This is a genomic window from Streptomyces sp. NPDC058239 (assembly GCF_042882185.1).
Lineage (GTDB): Bacteria > Actinomycetota > Actinomycetes > Streptomycetales > Streptomycetaceae > Streptomyces.
In genome coordinates this window covers 22,234-37,304 of sequence record NZ_JBHVWS010000058.1, presented here as the reverse complement: position 1 = coordinate 37,304, position 15,071 = coordinate 22,234, and the positions used below count along the sequence as shown (strand labels likewise).

19 protein-coding genes and 3 pseudogenes are annotated in these 15,071 nt (G+C 67.2%); 10 read left to right on the top strand and 12 right to left on the bottom strand.

Annotation, left to right across the window (positions count from 1 at the left end):
• A pseudogene (locus ACFVYE_RS39025) lies at positions 1-711 on the top strand (MBL fold metallo-hydrolase).
• Here ACFVYE_RS39025 and ACFVYE_RS39020 read toward each other — a convergent pair.
• On the bottom strand, positions 670-1,707 hold the full coding sequence (locus ACFVYE_RS39020; RefSeq protein WP_383970970.1) for an NUDIX domain-containing protein: 1,038 nt from the start codon (positions 1,705-1,707) through the stop codon (positions 670-672). The pseudogene ACFVYE_RS39025 and the gene ACFVYE_RS39020 sit on opposite strands and share 42 nt — an antisense overlap.
• A 209-nt stretch (positions 1,708-1,916) precedes the next feature.
• Between ACFVYE_RS39020 and ACFVYE_RS39015 the strand changes: the two genes are divergently transcribed.
• Together ACFVYE_RS39015 and ACFVYE_RS39010 are read left to right on the top strand one after the other, a co-directional pair.
• Positions 1,917-2,093 (top strand): hypothetical protein, encoded by a 177-nt coding sequence (locus ACFVYE_RS39015; protein WP_327276736.1) that lies wholly within the window; start codon positions 1,917-1,919, stop codon positions 2,091-2,093.
• A gap of 42 nt (positions 2,094-2,135) precedes the next feature.
• Complete coding sequence (locus ACFVYE_RS39010) at positions 2,136-2,297, top strand: hypothetical protein (RefSeq protein ID WP_389608552.1); 162 nt, start codon at positions 2,136-2,138, stop codon at positions 2,295-2,297.
• A gap of 254 nt (positions 2,298-2,551) precedes the next feature.
• Here the strand turns inward: ACFVYE_RS39010 and ACFVYE_RS39005 are convergent.
• A pseudogene (locus tag ACFVYE_RS39005) lies at positions 2,552-2,842 on the bottom strand (IS1380 family transposase); the annotation flags it as partial.
• A gap of 338 nt (positions 2,843-3,180) precedes the next feature.
• Entirely contained in the window at positions 3,181-4,062 is an 882-nt protein-coding gene (locus tag ACFVYE_RS39000; RefSeq protein WP_383972635.1) for a LysR substrate-binding domain-containing protein, read from the bottom strand.
• 227 nt (positions 4,063-4,289) lie between these two features.
• Here ACFVYE_RS39000 and ACFVYE_RS38995 point away from each other — a divergent pair, with 227 nt between their 5' ends.
• From ACFVYE_RS38995 to ACFVYE_RS38965, 7 genes are all read left to right on the top strand, one after another.
• Positions 4,290-5,522 (top strand): MFS transporter, encoded by a 1,233-nt coding sequence (locus ACFVYE_RS38995; protein ID WP_389608551.1) that lies wholly within the window; start codon positions 4,290-4,292, stop codon positions 5,520-5,522.
• Positions 5,519-6,616: a hypothetical protein gene (locus tag ACFVYE_RS38990; protein ID WP_389608550.1), complete on the top strand. Its 1,098-nt coding sequence runs from the start codon at positions 5,519-5,521 to the stop codon at positions 6,614-6,616. The genes ACFVYE_RS38995 and ACFVYE_RS38990 overlap by 4 nt, the downstream gene beginning before the upstream one ends.
• A 765-nt stretch (positions 6,617-7,381) precedes the next feature.
• Entirely contained in the window at positions 7,382-7,990 is a 609-nt protein-coding gene (locus ACFVYE_RS38985) for a flavoprotein (protein ID WP_383972629.1), read from the top strand.
• Between the two features lie 9 nt (positions 7,991-7,999).
• Entirely contained in the window at positions 8,000-8,173 is a 174-nt protein-coding gene (locus ACFVYE_RS38980; RefSeq protein ID WP_383972627.1) for a hypothetical protein, read from the top strand.
• Between the two features lie 48 nt (positions 8,174-8,221).
• A complete protein-coding gene (locus ACFVYE_RS38975) occupies positions 8,222-8,458 on the top strand; it encodes a hypothetical protein (RefSeq protein WP_383972625.1) in 237 nt (78 codons plus the stop codon).
• 741 nt (positions 8,459-9,199) lie between these two features.
• On the top strand, positions 9,200-9,454 hold the full coding sequence (locus ACFVYE_RS38970; RefSeq protein WP_383972623.1) for a DUF6233 domain-containing protein: 255 nt from the start codon (positions 9,200-9,202) through the stop codon (positions 9,452-9,454).
• 26 nt (positions 9,455-9,480) lie between these two features.
• On the top strand, positions 9,481-9,693 hold the full coding sequence (locus ACFVYE_RS38965; RefSeq protein WP_383972621.1) for a hypothetical protein: 213 nt from the start codon (positions 9,481-9,483) through the stop codon (positions 9,691-9,693).
• Positions 9,694-9,718: 25 nt separating this feature from the next.
• Here ACFVYE_RS38965 and ACFVYE_RS38960 read toward each other — a convergent pair whose 3' ends face one another.
• From ACFVYE_RS38960 to ACFVYE_RS38920, 9 genes and pseudogenes are all read right to left on the bottom strand, one after another.
• The gene (locus tag ACFVYE_RS38960; protein ID WP_389608549.1) at positions 9,719-10,057 is read right to left on the bottom strand and encodes a hypothetical protein; all 339 of its coding nucleotides are present in this window, start codon (positions 10,055-10,057) and stop codon (positions 9,719-9,721) included.
• 186 nt (positions 10,058-10,243) lie between these two features.
• The gene (locus ACFVYE_RS38955) at positions 10,244-10,483 is read right to left on the bottom strand and encodes an integrase core domain-containing protein (RefSeq protein WP_389608548.1); all 240 of its coding nucleotides are present in this window, start codon (positions 10,481-10,483) and stop codon (positions 10,244-10,246) included.
• A gap of 8 nt (positions 10,484-10,491) precedes the next feature.
• Positions 10,492-10,869, bottom strand: a complete 378-nt coding sequence (locus tag ACFVYE_RS38950) for a DDE-type integrase/transposase/recombinase (RefSeq protein ID WP_389608559.1) — start codon at positions 10,867-10,869, stop codon at positions 10,492-10,494.
• Positions 10,849-10,941 (bottom strand): annotated as a pseudogene (locus ACFVYE_RS38945) (IS3 family transposase); the annotation flags it as partial. The pseudogene ACFVYE_RS38945 and the gene ACFVYE_RS38950, both read right to left, overlap by 21 nt.
• A gap of 89 nt (positions 10,942-11,030) precedes the next feature.
• Positions 11,031-11,153 carry a hypothetical protein gene (locus ACFVYE_RS38940; protein WP_383972617.1) on the bottom strand — a complete coding sequence of 41 codons (123 nt, stop codon included), beginning with the start codon at positions 11,151-11,153 and terminating at the stop codon, positions 11,031-11,033.
• Positions 11,150-11,479, bottom strand: coding sequence for a transposase (locus ACFVYE_RS38935; protein ID WP_383972615.1), 330 nt, complete (start codon positions 11,477-11,479; stop codon positions 11,150-11,152). The genes ACFVYE_RS38940 and ACFVYE_RS38935 overlap by 4 nt, the downstream gene beginning before the upstream one ends.
• A 390-nt stretch (positions 11,480-11,869) precedes the next feature.
• Positions 11,870-12,781 carry a carbohydrate ABC transporter permease gene (locus ACFVYE_RS38930; RefSeq protein ID WP_383972655.1) on the bottom strand — a complete coding sequence of 304 codons (912 nt, stop codon included), beginning with the start codon at positions 12,779-12,781 and terminating at the stop codon, positions 11,870-11,872.
• A gap of 8 nt (positions 12,782-12,789) precedes the next feature.
• Positions 12,790-13,704, bottom strand: a complete 915-nt coding sequence (locus ACFVYE_RS38925; RefSeq protein ID WP_114243146.1) for a carbohydrate ABC transporter permease — start codon at positions 13,702-13,704, stop codon at positions 12,790-12,792.
• A gap of 46 nt (positions 13,705-13,750) precedes the next feature.
• Positions 13,751-15,040 carry an ABC transporter substrate-binding protein gene (locus ACFVYE_RS38920; RefSeq protein ID WP_389608558.1) on the bottom strand — a complete coding sequence of 430 codons (1,290 nt, stop codon included), beginning with the start codon at positions 15,038-15,040 and terminating at the stop codon, positions 13,751-13,753.
• Between the last annotated feature and the right edge of the window lie 31 nt (positions 15,041-15,071).

Sequence of the window (15,071 nt, the reverse complement as noted above, 5' to 3'; positions counted from 1 at the left end):
ATGGATCTCGTCGAGGTACTTCCCCAACTGCACATGTTCCGCTTCCCCATCGGCCAGGCGTATCTGTGGCGCGACGGCGCGGACCTGACTCTGCTCGACGCGGGCGACATCGATGCGGCGCCCGCGATCGAGGCCGCGGTGCGCGGCCTCGGCCTGGACCCCGACGGCATCAGCCGGATCGTCGTCACTCATGGGCATCGCGACCACTACCGTTCCGCGCAAGTGCTCGCCGACCGGCACGGCGCCGAGATCCTGGCCCATCGGCTGGACGCCCCGGTGATCCGTGGCGAGGAGGAGATCGCCGGCCCCGCCCTGCTGGACCGGGAACGCCCGTTGGTACGAGCATGCGCTGACCGCGCCCCCGGCCCCGCCGACGCGTGTCGACCGTGAGCTGGCCGACGGCGACGAGATCCGCTTCGGACCGGGAGCCCGTGTGGTCCACGCGCCGGGTCACACCCCGGCTCCATCGGTATCCATCTGCCGCACCACGGAGTGCTGTTCACCGGCGACTGCGTGGCCGGGGTCGGTCAGGTGATGCCGGGCGTCTTCAACATCGACCGGGCGCAGGCCGTGGCCTCGTTCCGACGGCTGGCCGCGCTGGAACCGGCCACGGTCTGCTTCGGGCACGGCGATCCCCTCACCGTCGACGCCGCCGCAGTGCTGCGTGCCTCAGCCGACCGGGACTCCGGCCTCCAGATTGAGCACGGTTGACCGCTCCCTGGCGCGCAGTGCCCAGCGCAGCCGCTCGTACCGGGTCGGAGGAAGCATGGTGGCCGCCTCCTCCTCGGTGACGAACCGCCAGCCCCGCAGTTCGGATCCGGGCAGCAGCAGCCGCTCGGCGTCCGCACCGGCCAGCAGGCCGCCGTCGAAGAGCATCCGCAGCCCTCCGTAGCCGGGTGGTTCGGGCGCCTCCCAGTCGATGACAAGCAGTTTCGGCACCCGTTCGAGATGGATGCCTATCTCCTCGGCCACTTCACGGATCCCGGCCTGCGCCGGTGCCTCGCCGGCCTCGACCACTCCGCCCGGGAACTCCCAGCCGGGCTTGTACGTCGGGTCGACGAGCAGCACCCGGTCGTGTTCGTCGAAGAGCAGCACGCCTGCCGCGACGGTCTCCGCAGTCGGCTCGGGCGTCTGCACGATCTCGCATGCGGTGGCCGCCCCGGTGCGGACCGCCTCCGCGATCCGCTCTGCCGTCTCGTACGGAGTGAGCACGCCGGTGTCGATGGTGTGGGCGTCCCGGGTGAGCCAGCCGAGCGCCGCCCGGTAGGGCTCGATGTGCTCGTAGGCCCACTGCCGGATCCGCTCGCTGTGCTCCGGGTCGTCGGCGAACTCCACCCGGTCGGCGATCCGTTTACGCAGGATCGTTTCCTCAGGTGAGAGCAGGACATGGTGCACCGGTATACGCCTGGAGGCGAGCCCTCCGAAGATCTCGTCGCGGTACTCCTGTCGCAACAGTGTCATCGGCACCACCAGCACCCCGGACACCTCGGCGAGCAGGGCCGCGGCGACGTCCACCACCAGACGCCGCCAGATCGGCAGGTCCTGGAAGTCCGTCACCTCGGCAAGTCTCTTCTGGGGCAGCAGATACCGCAGCCCTGCGCCGATCAGCTCAGGGTCGTAGAACGTGCTGTTCGGGATCAGATCGACCAGCTCGCGCGCGGCGCTCGTCTTGCCCGCGCTGAACGCACCGTTGATCCAGACGATCACGGTTCCCCCTCTTCCGTAGCCCCCTGTGACTTGCCCGCAACACCCTGCCGTGAAAACCCGGCTGTGGCGATGCTGTTACCCGAAAGGAATCACCGGATACCCGTGGACGGCGCCCCATTGTGCGAGTCCGGCCGTCCGCACAGCCGTAACGGGGGCGGGCGGAGGGTCGTTGGAGCGGACAGGCCGGAACGACGACCAGGGGGTACACCGTGCGTCGCACAGTACTTGAGCGGTTTCCCGCAGGAGGACCGCGAGGCAGCTGGCCCGCGGAGGAATTCGCGGCCGCCCGCCGCTGCGAGGGCATGGCGGCCGAGGTGGTAATGGATCTGGAGCAGGACGCGTTCCTGGTTGTCGTACCGCAGCAGTCGACGGACCGGGGCCACTGAGACCTGGGCTACCCCTTGCTGGAACCCAGGGTGAGGCCCGCGATGAAGTGGCGCTGGAGCAGCAGGAAGACCACGAGCGTCGGCATGGCGCACGAGTTCGGTGAGGCGGCCCTGCTGCAGTTCGGTCACGTAGGGCTGTCCCGTCAGCACAGCGACGTCGCTCCGGAGGGCCTGGGCAACAGCCGCGACGAAGTCGATGCCTAGGACTTCCCGTGGCATCTCGCCCTCGATGCGGTCGGCGCGATTGATGCTCCTATTGCTCGTCAAGCGTTCTGAGGCACGAGGCGCAAGGTACTTTCGCTGCATGTCACTGACTCCCGACGACGAAGTCCGCAGCCGCGACGAACTGGTCTCCTTCGTTCGAGAACTGCGTCAGGACTACCTCCGCAGGGGACACGAATGGGAGAACCAGAGCCTCGACCGCTTCCTTGAGGCTCTTGCGGCATGGATGCATGACAGGCGGTCGGGGTGGAGGCGACCGGGCCGAACACGTCACGCTGGTCGCGCAGCACGGCCAGGTCCCGGATCGCCTCGCCTCCGTCGGCGAGCATCACCGCCAGGTCCACCGCGACGCGGCCGGGAGCGTGCCCGGTCCCGCGCGGTCGCAGCGGGCGCAGGGCGTCGCTGAAGGCGCTGGTCAGCGAAGTGGCGTCGGCCAGATCCGCCAGCAGACGCGAGCCGGCGTGGTTGACCACCCCGTGCCCGTCGGCACTGACGACGAGCTTGGGGCGTGACCGGGCAGTGTGCACGCAGAAAGTGCCTCCCTGCTGGTACGACTGGGACCTTAGACAAGCCTCATCGTTGCACCCATGAGGGCCGGGCCTGTCAATTGGCAGGCTGACGCATCCGGGGGGTGCGACACTTCCCGGGGCGATTTTTCGGGGCTTCCTGGCAGTCGTTCGGGTGTGGTTGCCGCGTCGGAGGGTGTCCAGTTGGAGCGCCCGCAGGCCGCGAGGGACGAGCGGGCGAGGACGAACGAGCTGGACACCGACGAGCGGCGACCGATGATGGTCTGCCGGGGACGTCATGAACGTGCTTGTGGTGACAGCGGGTTGGTGTTCCCCTGGGGCGTGGTCGATGCGTGTCGTCACAGATCCGGGAGCGTTGCACGCGTGTGCCCGATCAGTGCTCGGGCTGCCGGGCTGATGGGCCCTTGTGATCTCCAGGCCAGCGTCAGGCGTACCTGCGGAGCTCGCATGAGGGGAACCACTCGCAGCCGGGGGGAGCGCGGGGCGAAAGTGGTTTCGGGCAGTACGGCGATGCCCAAGCCGTGGGCGGCAAACCGGGCCACCATGTGCGGGTCCCCGGCCTCGAAGGCGATACGCGGGCGGAATCCGGCCTTCTGGCACGCCTGCTCGAGGCACGCCCGCACACCGGTTCCCTTCGGCAGGCAAACCAGGGGCCGCTCACGTAGCAGCTCCAAGGGGACGGGTTGTGGCCCGGCGAGCACATCGGACACGGGGATTCCGAGGGCCAGTGCCTCATGGGCGATGACCTGGGTGGCGGTGCCTGTGAGCAGCGGGGCCTCGCCGATGATGGCCAAGTCCAGGTGTCCGGCGCGGAGGTCCTGAGCCAGCTGGCCAGACGGTCCTTCCGACAGGAACAGGTTCACTCCCGGGTATTGATGATGGAAGTCGGCGAACACCGCAGGCAGGTCGATGGGGGCGATGGAGGCGACCGTGCCCACGCGCACCTGTCCGCGCACCAGCCCGGCGAGTTCATCGACGGCGGCGCGGGCGCAGTCCACGGCGGCCAGGGCGGCGCGCGCGTGAGGCAGCAGAGCGGCGCCGGCCGCGGTGGTCCGCACCATGTGTCCTTGGCGGTCGAGCAGTTCCTCGCCCAGCTCTCGTTCCAGGTGCCGGATCTGGGCGCTGACGTTGGGCTGGGTGACACCCAGCCGGATGGCGGCATGGGTGAAGCTCTCCTCCTCCACCACTGCCACCAGGTACCGCAACTGCCGAAGCTCCATAAGTGAAAACTATAAAGCACATGATCGGTAGTTCTTTTACACATGCGGCTCGCGGGAGGCAGGCTCACCTGGAACCCAAGCCGAACCCCTCTGAAAGGACGGCACATTGGCCTTCCACGACCATCCCGAGTCCAATGACGACCCGGTTGACCACTTCGTCGTCGCCCTGATCCCCGATACGCCCCCCAGTTCCCCAACAGGCTGGACGGCGAGGAGGGACGGCTTGCATGAGCTCGCGCACCGCTGCGGCTGACCGCGAGCGCGTGCCCACCCCGCGGGTGGCAGCGGGTGCGGGGGCGCTCACAGGCATCGTGCTCATCGGGGCCAACCTGCGGGCCGCACTGACCGGCGTCGGCTCCCTGCTGCCCGGCATCGAGCACTCGACGGGGCTGTCGGGGGCCTGGGGCGGGCTGCTGGGCGCGTTGCCGCTGCTGACCTTCGCGGCCACCTCGCCGCTGGTCGGCCGGATCTCCCACCGCTACGGAACGCCTCGAGTCCTGGGCGGCTCTCTGCTGCTGCTGATAGTCGGGCTGCTGGTTCGCTCGCTGCCTGGGGCGGTGTTCCTGTTCGGCGGCACGGTTATTGTCTCCGCCGCCATCGCCGGCGGCAATGTCCTGTTGCCCGCAGTGGTCAAGGGTGCCGTTCCCCCCGCGCGCGTCGGCCAGGTGACCGGCCTGTACGTCACGGCGATGGGCCTGGTCGCCGCGGTGTCGTCGGGGGTGTCGGTGCCACTGGCCGAAGCCCTGCCCGGAGGCTGGCACACCGCGCTGGGCTGTTGGGCCCTTCTCGCCGCGGCGGCCCTGCTCGTGTGGCTGCCGCAGCAAGGACGGCTGAACACGATGTCCTCCAGCGCGCGAGCACGGGCCCGTAGTCCGTGGCGGTCCTGGCTGGCCTGGCAGGTCAGCGTGTTCATGGGACTACAGTCCCTGTGCTTCTACTCCACCATCGCCTGGCTGCCCAGCATCGTGCACGACCACGGGACCGGCGAAAGCGCCGCAGGCTGGCTGCTGTTCGTCTTCCAGCTCGCGGGGCTGCTCTCCAGCAGCGCACTTCCCGTCCTCACCCGCCGATGGACCAACCAACGCAGTCTCGCAGCGGCGGCATCGACACTGTGTGCTCTCGGCTTCGCACTGCTGGCGGCCGACCCCGGCCTGGCCCTCGTCGCCGGCGTGTTGCTCGGCCTGGGCGGCGGCACCTGCCTGGTCCTTGCTTTGACCTTCCAAGGCCAACGGGCGGCCGACGAGCCCCAGGCCGCAGCCCTGGCCGCCATGGCCCAGTCGATCGGCTACCTGGTGGCCGCCGCCGGTCCGCTGCTGCTCGGCGTCCTCCACGATCTGACCGGCACCTGGACGACCCCGCTCCTGGTCCTGGTGGCCCTGGCTCTCCTCCAGGCGGCCGTCGGCACCGGTGCCGGCCGAGACCTGACCATCCTCCCCACAAAAAAGGAACAACCCTCATGACCACGTTCTTCAGCTATCTCGACACACCGACGGCCTCGCCCCTGTCCATCGCCGAGTTGATGCCCGGAACCCACAACCTCATGGAGTACGCGGCGGTCAAGCCGGGCGAGCAGGTACTCGTCCTGACGGAGCACGGCGTCGATCCCGTGGTAATCCAGGCCATCGAGGCCGCGGCTGCCTACCGCCTGGCCGACGTGCACATCCTGTCCGTGCCGGCCTTCAGCGCGGGTGGCCACGACCGGCAGCCGACCTCGCCGCTCCTGCCCGCCGCCCATGCCGCGGCCGACGTGGTGATCTCACTGACCTGGTGGGGAGAGGTGCACACGGCCGGACTGTTCTTCGATGAGATCGCCCGGCACAAGGCCAGGTTCGTTTCACTGCACCAGACCGCGACCGCCGCAGCCCTGGCCACCGGCGCCCGCTTCCCCCTCGACCTCTACTTCGCGATCGAGGCCAAAGCCACCGCCAAGCTCGCCGCAGCGTCCGAAATCCGCGTGACCACCGCTCTCGGCACCGACCTGACCTTCCGTGACTTCACGACCTCGGGACACCACGCCCCGCTCACCTCCGGCATGTGGCGCCCCTTTCCCTACGGCGGCGTCAACTTCTACCCCGATCGCACTGATGGGATCGCCGTCATCGAGGAATCCACAGCCACCGGCGTCCCCGCCCAGCGAACCACCGTCGAGCTGACCGCCAACCAGGTAACTGACATTCAAGGGGCGGCCGAGCTCGAGCAATACTCTCCCAACGGTTACTACATGCGGCACGCACTGATCGGCCTCAACCCCAAGGTGCGTCTGGCAGGCGGCACTCAGTTCGAACGCGAGAAGCACGCAGGCGCGTTCTACTTCGGCCTCGACGGTCTCACACCCGGCGGCACGGCCGATCGTCGTGGTCCCGGCCACGCACACTGCGACTGCCAGTTCGACGCACCCACCATCGTCGTCGACGGCGAACTGCTCGTTGACGAGGGCCGCCTGCTCCTGCTCGACGCCCCCGACATCCGCGAACTCGCTGAAAGGCATGGCCCGGCCGACACACTCCTCGACCCCAACCCCCGCCTTGTCCTTCCGCCGCGCTACAGCCGCTGAATCCCAAGGATGAGGGTCGGCCCCAAGCCGGCCATCATCAGCCGGATCTTGCCCGGGTCGTGCACCGCACGCGGCTTACGTCAGTGCTGGAGAGCAGCTGACAGCGCCGTATCCAGGCCGCTTCTGCGGACCGTCTCCACCGGCAGAACCGAGCCGGCTTGTGAGACGACCCCGCGACCGTTGCCCTCGACACAGACACGCGGGTACGACCCGGTAGTGTTCACCTGAGAAGTGCTTCTTTCCACGCAGCTGACTGGACCGTAGACATGTCCAATCGTTGCAGGTCAGGAGCACTTTTCTCTTTTCTGATCACCCATCGGACAACAGTCGCCGTGAAAGCCCGAGGCTAATGGGAAGCGAAGGTCGGCGGGAGCTGATCTTCAGGGCGCGAGCCGAGCCTTTGAGTAGGCCCGGACCTCAGAGTCCTGTTGACAAGACGAGGCTGGCTCGCCCCCAGCAGCATGGACCTCAAGTGTGCAAGAACAGGTACAGATCCGTCTCCGACGGCATTCACGTGGTCCTGTTTGTGCAGGCAGGCCCGTATCTGACTGCTCCGCGGTTTGCTGTTCGTAGTCCGAACCGGTTATGCGGATCACCTCTCACCTCTGCCTGAGCCCTCAGCTCTGACATGGACCGAGGATCGTATGACTCGCTGGGGTTGCGAACGGCTGGTGGGATGACGTGCCTTGAGCACTTCCATTAGGGAGCACGCGCACCCTGCACAGGCTCTGGCCTGGGAAATGAGCCGAGACGAAGGAGAGCCGGATGGAGATCGTCGGGTTACCGACGCCAGTTTTCTGTGGGGTGGACTGGGCCGAAGGCCACCACGACATAGCCCTGGTTGAGGCCGGGGGAAAGCAACTCGCCAAAGTGCGGATCAGTGACGCGGGCGTCCGGCAAGCACAGGCCCACGGCTGGGATACCTGCCTGATCCTGACGCCAGCCGCTGCGACCTGGTGGGAGCCGCGAATGGGCGAGCTGGAGAAGCTGACCGGGCACCCCGTGCGGTCGCGGTACAAGCTCCCCTGGGAGAAAGACGCGCTGCCAAAGGCCGACGCCATGCTCGTCGCTCCGCTCAGCTGCACCAGCCTGAACAAGTGGGGCAACGGCATCGCCGACACAGTGGCTCTTGGGCTGGTATCCGAGGGCGTACACATGGGCGTGCCGGTGGTCGCAATGCCGTACTTCAATCAGGAGCAGGGCGCTCAACTGGCCGTGGCCCGTAGCATTGCTGACCTCCGCAGCCAGGGCGTGCTCTTCCTCGACGGCCCGGGCGGGTACGAGTCGCATCCGCCGAAACAGGGCAACGCCGCTGGCTTCCCATGGCATCTCGCCCTTAACGCGGTCGGCGCCATTGTCAGTCCTGCCTCATAGCCTGTTCCCATGCCGATCACACCTTCGCCTGCCACGCCTGTGCGCTCCCCCGCCGCGGTGAATGCGGACATTCGTGCGCTGTGGGCGGCTGGCCCGCTGTCGCCAGAGGGTGAGGTGGAGTACCAGCGGCTGCTGGTGGAGTGGGAAGCCGCGGTCCGGTCGGATGTCGTCGCAGCGGCCTGACCTGCGCGGCTCCGGTCGATTGTCAGTGCCGCTGTTTACGATCCGGCCGTGGCAATCGACATCCCTGAAGATCTGATCATGCTGGAACGTTCCGCCGTGGAGGAGCAGCGCAAGGCCCTCGCCGAGCCGTACACGGAGAAGGCGTGGGCGCCGTGGCGTGAGGCGCCGGCAAAGTTCCAGGCCGCGGTGACCGCGCACGCCGAAGTTGCAGGAGTTTCCCGGTTCGAACTGGAGATGGCCGCGAAGAAGGCCGTCCTGCATCCCGAGCCGGACGGCAACAGCTGACGCGCGTCCGCCCCGCACCCGGGCGCTGTTCCGGGGGCGGGGCGGTTCAGTAGCTGCGCCCAGCCATAGGCGCGAATGTGATGAGTCCACGGTACTGGGCCGGTATGACAACGGGGCCGGACGCAGGTGCCCCCGCCGACGGGGGTGACAGCCGACCCGTCAGCCGCCGGGTCCTCCACTGCCAAAAGCCCCACCGTCGTCATCCTTGCGTGCGTCCCTTGGCGAAGAGGGCCGGTTGATCTCATATGGGCTGAGGCCTTCCCCGAAATCATCTGCAGCCCTCAAGTTTTCGTCGCTTCGGGAGGAAGGCTCGGCCCGTGGTCCCTGCTGTCGTGCCCGAGACCGACGGCGCGTATCCCACCAGACGAGGCCAATCAGAGCAGCGACTACGACCACTGCTATGCCGACGGGGAAAATCCAGCGCACAGCCGAAGCGGCCACTGTGATGTCGCTGATGGGCACCTGGCTCACATGGTGACTCATCTGGCCCACCTGCCCTTGGCGGGATCAATCGCGCGAGGCCCGCCTGAACTGGATGTCTGACAAGGCGCAATCTCCCTGACAATTCTACGGCGGGGCATACATTGGCCGCGATACGCCGAGGGCCCGCAGCAGGCCAGCGGCATCCATGCGGCTCCGCTCGTCGGGCTTCCGCGCAGCTGGCACAGCGATAGACTCGAACACACGTGCGACCTTCCGCCTGATCTGCCACGCCTCCGCACTCTGCGGACCTGGTATGCCATGTGGCCGGGTCGGATCGACGAAGCGATCGCGGCGGTCGAGCAGCGCGAAGCCGAGCAGCAGCAGGGCGAGGAGCGCCGACAGCCAACACCGGACTGGGTGATAGAGCTCGGCATCGGGCTCGGCGCCCGCCCCATCGAGGTGCACGCCGGACAGTGCTACGCCATCAGCCGCGAGCAGGCCCTCGCCGCGCTCGCCAGAGGCATCCGGGCCTGCGCTCACTGCCGACCGGACACCGAGCTCGGGGTGCTGTGAGTGGGCGCCCGTCGCACCCTGAAGACATGAGCGCCCCGATAGTCGTGCACCGACCGGCGCCCACCACCGGCGGCCGGGCGGTCACCATCAACGGCGAGATCGCCGGCCTCGCCCACGATGACGGCGACCTCGTCGAATTCCTCCGGCGGGCCGGGATCTACGACGCCGAGCACCTCCTCGACGACCCGTACTGGGTCGAGTGGCGCGGCGGCCAGGCCCACCGGTACGAAGCGGCATGAGGCGAGGCTTGGCAGCGGACCGCACTCAGTCAGATGCCAGACGGTATTCGGCGGTGTTGCCCTCGCTCTCGATTCTCACAAGAACCCCGTCGCGAAGGAGCCGACGCAGGGCGCCCCCCGCCTGCACCTCGCGTGCGCAAGATGAACCAACTATCCGGTCCACCGCAGTAAGACCCGCCGGGAGCACGGTTCCGCTGCCGACGACGATCACGGACATACCGTCCCGGTACTCGATCGCCAGCGGGGCGATGTCCTCGGGCTTGACCTCCGATAGCGGAACCCGCACCGGACCAGTCGCTTCGGTCGCTGCGGGCTTGTACTGGGCCGGTGCGGGGCCCTTGGCGTTGGGCGTGTACTCGGGCATGCCGTCTCCTTACTGGTCCGGCACGCTGCCGACCTGCATGGGCCTTCCCATGACGTTGCGTACCCGTGACATCGCTGTCGGTAGCTGGGGGGTGATTTCCCATACCCCCGCCCCCTTGCTTAGCCCCCGGCTGCCCGGAGCCGGCGTAGCCGTCAAGTGTCAATCCCCTCGAACTGTGGAGATCTTCTATGCGGCCAGCTCCAGAGCAGAGTCGGTCGGGTGGTCTTGTTCGTAGTCGATCGGGCTGCGGTATCCGCACACGCTGTGTAGTCGATGCGTGTTGTAGAACCCGGTGATCCAGGTCGCGATCCTCAGCCGGGCCTCGGTGCGGCTGTCGAAGGTATGCCGGTGGACGCACTCGACCTTGAGCACGCTGTTGAACGCCTCGCTGACGGCGTTGTCGAAACACGACCCGACCCGGCCCATGGACTGCGTTACGCCCAGGCGCCGACAGGCGCGCTTGAACCGCCGGGAGACATACTCGCTGCGCGGTCGCTATGAAAGATCACGCCCTTCACATGGCCGCCGCGGGTGGCGGCGGCCATGTTGAGGGATGCGACCACGAGCTCGGCATTGTGGCGCTCGCCCATCGCATAGCCCAGCAGCCGGCGGGAGAACAGATCGATGACCGTGGCCAGATACAGCTTGCCCTCCCCGGTGACGATCTCCGTCATGTCGCCCGCCCACACCTGGTCAGGAGCGGTGGCGGTGAAGTCCCGGCGCACGAAGTCCGGGGCAGCGGCCCGTTTGCCGGGCCGGGTCGGGCCCCGTCGCCTGCAGGGCGTCCGCCCGGCCAGGCCGAGTTCGGCCATCAGCTTCGCGACGGTGTTCACCGACACGCGCCAGCCCTCCCGCACCAGCCTGATCCAGATCTTCGGGGAGCCGTAGGTACCCCCGAGCCGTCGAAGATCCGCCGGACCGCGTCAGACAGCTGCCCTTTCCGCACCTGGCGGGCGGTGACGGGCGGCCGGCGTCACTTGTAGAACCAGGACTCCGAGATCCCCAGCACCCGGCATGCCAGACGGTGCGGGACGTGGTGTTCGGTCCTCTGGTTACCGATGAACGCGGCCATCTCGGCCGGTGCCTGTTCGGTCACTTCACCCAGAGGACCATGCATCGCTTGAGGACATCACGCTCCATCTCCAGCTCGCGTATCCGCTTGTTCTTCTCGCTCATCCCCCGCCGCAGCCGCTCCAGTTCGCCCCGCTCGCTCCCCCGCATCCGCCCGCCGGCGGTCTCGGGTGCGGGCCGATCGGAGGATGCCGACCCGTTTCGGCGCCGGCGCGAGACCCAGCCGTGGAGCGTGCCCGCGTGGACTCCGAGCTCGTCGGCGACCTGCGGGATTGACTTCCCCGTCTCGATCACGATGCGTACTGCACCCTCACGGAACTCGGCGTCGTACGCCCGTTTCTTGGACCCCATGAGCCTCAACTTCCCCTGCAATCGCGGACTCCACGCTGCGAGGGGAAGGACACCTACGCGTCAGTCCAGCTGGACGCGCGCAAGTCGGTCGTATCGGTGTCGAAGTGGCTTGGTCATGCCGACCCCGCGATCACGCTGAGGGTCTACGCGCACTTCATGCCGGAGGCCGACGGGCGCGGCAGGGCAGCGATGGATGCCTGGTTCGAGGGTGCCACCGAAGCTGATTCCCAAAAGATCTCCCCAGATTCTCCCCAGCCTCCCAGCAGTGGTGGGGCAAGCACCCTGCCGGACGCGCCGACCGCCCGGAGCAGACCAAGTGTGCCGCCCCATCAGAGCATCAAAAGGATCTCGTCGGAGTTGGCTCGTAAGGCTGTTTTCGCAGGTCAACAGCTACCCCTTGCTGGAGCCCAGCGTGAGGCCCGCGATGAAGTGGCGCTGGAGCAGCAGGAAGACCACGAGCGTCGGCAGAGCGACGATCACCGAGCCTGCGGCGAGCAGGTTGTAGTCCGTGAAGAACTGGCCCCTGAGATTGTTCAGCGCCGAGGTGATGGGGAGCTTGTCGCCGTCGGAGATGAAGACCAGTGCCCACAGGAAATCGTTGTACATCCAGGTGAACTGGAGCGTGCCGAGCGCGGCCAGGGCCGGGCGGCACAGCGGCAGGGTGATCCGCCAGTACTGGGCCCAGACGCCCGCGCCGTCGACGATCGCGGCCTCCAGGATCTCCTGTGGCAGGGTGCGCATGAAGTTGGCCAGAACGAAGACGCAGAAGCCCAGCTGGAAGCCGATCTGCACGGTGACGACGGCCCAGTACGAGTCGAACATCGTCATCGAGTCGGACATCCAGTAGGGCAGTGGGATGCGGTTGAAGACGACGTACAGGGGCGTGACGATCACCTGCTGCGGCAACAGGTTCCCGGCGGTGAAAAGCATGAGCAGGAGGAGCCCGCCGCGCATCTTCAGCCGGGCCAGCGCGAAGGCCACGAAGGAGGCGAGGAAGAGGGTGACGAGTACCCCCGGGACCGCGATGATCAGCGTGTTGACGAAGTACTTCGTCATGCCGGAGTCGGAGAACGCCTGCCGGTAGTAGTCGAGGGAGAGGTGGCGCGGCAGCGAGAAGTAGCCGTGCGCCGAGGTCTCGTCGTACGGCCGCAGCGAGGCGTACACCGCAAGCAGCAACGGGGCGAGGAAGGCGAGGGAGACCGCCATCAGGAAGGCGTGGACGCCGATCCTGCCGGGGCGGAGCCGGCGCCGGACGGCGGGGGCCGGTGGCGCAGGTGGTGCGGTGGGGCGGGCGGGGGCGATGTGGACGGTCAACGGTTCTTCTCCCCTCGGAGCTCCTGGACCAGGTACGTCACGACGAATCCCAGGGAGACGGCCAGCAGGACGACAGCGATGGCGGAGCCGAATCCGATGCGGCTGGCCTCACCGATGATGTTGTCGGTGACGAGCACCGAGAGGAGTTCGAGTCCGTTGCGGCCGTGGTTGACGGCGTACACGATGTCGAAGGCTCGCAGGGACTCGATGACGGTGATGACGCCGACGATGACATTGACCGGCCTCAGCGTGGGGAAGACGATGCGGAAGAAGGTCTGGGCCTCGCCCGCCCCGTCGATCGCCGCGGCTTCCTTCAGCGAGGGGTCGACGGCCTTGAGCCCGGCGAGGTAGAGGATCATCACGTAGCCGGTGTGCCGCCAGGCTGCGGCCAGCAGGACCATCCAGATGTTGAGGTTCGGATCGCCGAGCCAGTCGGTCGGCGACTTCGTGTCCCCGATGACCGCGTTGAGGGCTCCCTGGTCACGGGAGAAGATCAGCTGGGCTATGAAACCGACTACGGCGAGCGACAGCACGACGGGCATGTACAGCGTCGACTGGTAGAAGCGGCTGAAGCGCACGCCCCTGTCGATGAGTACGGCGAGCAGCAGCCCGAACGGTGCGGCGACCAGGCCCAGGAAGGCGAGCCAGAGCAGATTGTGCCGGGCGGCGGGCCAGAACTGCGGGTAGTTGGTGAAGAGATTCTCGTAGTTCTGCGTACCGACCCACTTGATGTCACCGATGCCGTCCCAGCTGGTGAAGGAGAGCACGACGGAGGCGAGGGTGGGTCCCCACACGATGGCGATGTCGAGCAGGACGGGTATGCCGAGCAGCACACCGAGTACGGCGAGGTCGCGGCCGGTGAACCGCCGCGAGACCCGCCGTCCGGTGCGCCGCGCCGAGATGAACGACACGGTCGGTACTCCAGGTTCAGTCGGATTCCATCGGGGGCGTCCGGGGTCAGTCGGCGGCGAAGATGGTCTTCTTCTGCCGTTCGATGTCGTTGACCAGGCCGTCCACGTCGTTCGGGTTGCTGATGAACTTCTGGATCGCCGGGATCATGACCGTGGAGGAGAAGTCCGGCCGGGTGTCGCGGTCCAGGAACTGGGAGATCTGCTTCGCCCCGGAGACCAGTTCCACGGCCTTCTTCTGGATCGGTGAGTACGCGGAGATGTCCGCCTGGTCGCTGACGGCGATGTTGTTCGGGTCGCTCTTCAGGTAGATGTCCTCGGCCTTGCCGGTGGCCAGCCACTTGAGCAGGTCCTTGGCGCTCTCCAGGGTCTTCTTGTTCTTGAGGTTCTTCGACTTCTTCGCCAGCAGGAACCCGTCGATGGGTGCCTCGACCGCGTCCTGCCCGTGCTCCGGATTGATGACGGGGAAGGGGAAGAAGTCGATGTCGTCCTGTTCGCCCTTGGGGAACTGCGCGCCCGGGTGCGGCAGGCCGAACACGGCCATGCCGGCCTCCTTCTTCTGGAGGCTGGTGGCGGCCTCCTGCCAGGTACGGCCGTTGGCGCCCTGCTGGCAGTACGGGAGGAGCCGGCGCCAGGTGTCGAAGACTTCCTTGACCCGCTTGTCGGTCCAGGCGACTTCACCCGCCATCAGGCTCTTGTGGAACTCATAGCCGTTGGTCCGCATGTTGATGTAGTCGAAGGTGCCCATGGCGGGCCAGCCGTCCTTGTCGCAGAAGGCGATGGGGTCCAGCTTGTCCTTCTGCATCTGCTTGGCGAGGGCCACGTACTCGTCGAGTGTCTTCGGTGCCTGATAGCCGCGCTCGTCGAACAGGCTCTTACGGTGGAAGACGGCCCACGGATAGTAGTAGTACGGCGTGAGGTACTGCTTGCCGTCCGCGCCGGTGGACTGGGCTTTCAGCGCTGCCGAGAAGCCCTTGTAGTCCTGCCAGTTGTCACTGATGTCGTACAGCAGGCCTTTCTCGGCGAAGAACTGCATCCGGTAGCCCGCGAACCACATGAAGACATCGTCCGGCTTGCCCTGCAGATACCGGTTGATGTTCTCCTGAAAGGTGTTGTGGTCGACGGTGTTGACCTTCACCTTCCGCCCGCCCGACTGCGCCTCGTACGCCGCGAAAGCGTCGGCGAAGGCCTTCTTCGGAATGGGGTCGGACGAATTCGAGCCCATGGTGATCGTCTTGCCGTCACCGCCGGGGCCGCTCCCGCAGGCGGTGAGCAAGGAGGGGAGCGTCACGGCTCCCGCACCGACTGCCGCACCACGCAACAGGCTCCGCCGGGACATCCGATGTCCTGCGACGCTGCCCGGCACACCT

Bases quoted from the DNA above. Each gene is read 5' to 3' on its own strand.
- ACFVYE_RS38935 (WP_383972615.1), bottom strand. From the start codon at position 11,479: ATGGGGTCCAAGAAACGGGCGTACGACGCCGAGTTCCGTGAGGGTGCA.
- ACFVYE_RS38980 (WP_383972627.1), top strand. From the start codon at position 8,000: ATGCCGATCACACCTTCGCCTGCCACGCCTGTGCGCTCCCCCGCCGCG.
- ACFVYE_RS39000 (WP_383972635.1), bottom strand. From the start codon at position 4,062: ATGGAGCTTCGGCAGTTGCGGTACCTGGTGGCAGTGGTGGAGGAGGAG.
- ACFVYE_RS38965 (WP_383972621.1), top strand. From the start codon at position 9,481: ATGAGCGCCCCGATAGTCGTGCACCGACCGGCGCCCACCACCGGCGGC.
- ACFVYE_RS38960 (WP_389608549.1), bottom strand. From the start codon at position 10,057: ATGCCCGAGTACACGCCCAACGCCAAGGGCCCCGCACCGGCCCAGTAC.
- ACFVYE_RS38990 (WP_389608550.1), top strand. From the start codon at position 5,519: ATGACCACGTTCTTCAGCTATCTCGACACACCGACGGCCTCGCCCCTG.
- ACFVYE_RS38995 (WP_389608551.1), top strand. From the start codon at position 4,290: ATGAGCTCGCGCACCGCTGCGGCTGACCGCGAGCGCGTGCCCACCCCG.
- ACFVYE_RS39010 (WP_389608552.1), top strand. From the start codon at position 2,136: ATGAAGTGGCGCTGGAGCAGCAGGAAGACCACGAGCGTCGGCATGGCG.
- ACFVYE_RS38955 (WP_389608548.1), bottom strand. From the start codon at position 10,483: ATGGGCCGGGTCGGGTCGTGTTTCGACAACGCCGTCAGCGAGGCGTTC.
- ACFVYE_RS38950 (WP_389608559.1), bottom strand. From the start codon at position 10,869: ATGGCCGAACTCGGCCTGGCCGGGCGGACGCCCTGCAGGCGACGGGGC.
- ACFVYE_RS38985 (WP_383972629.1), top strand. From the start codon at position 7,382: ATGGAGATCGTCGGGTTACCGACGCCAGTTTTCTGTGGGGTGGACTGG.
- ACFVYE_RS38920 (WP_389608558.1), bottom strand. From the start codon at position 15,040: ATGTCCCGGCGGAGCCTGTTGCGTGGTGCGGCAGTCGGTGCGGGAGCC.
- ACFVYE_RS38970 (WP_383972623.1), top strand. From the start codon at position 9,200: ATGTGGCCGGGTCGGATCGACGAAGCGATCGCGGCGGTCGAGCAGCGC.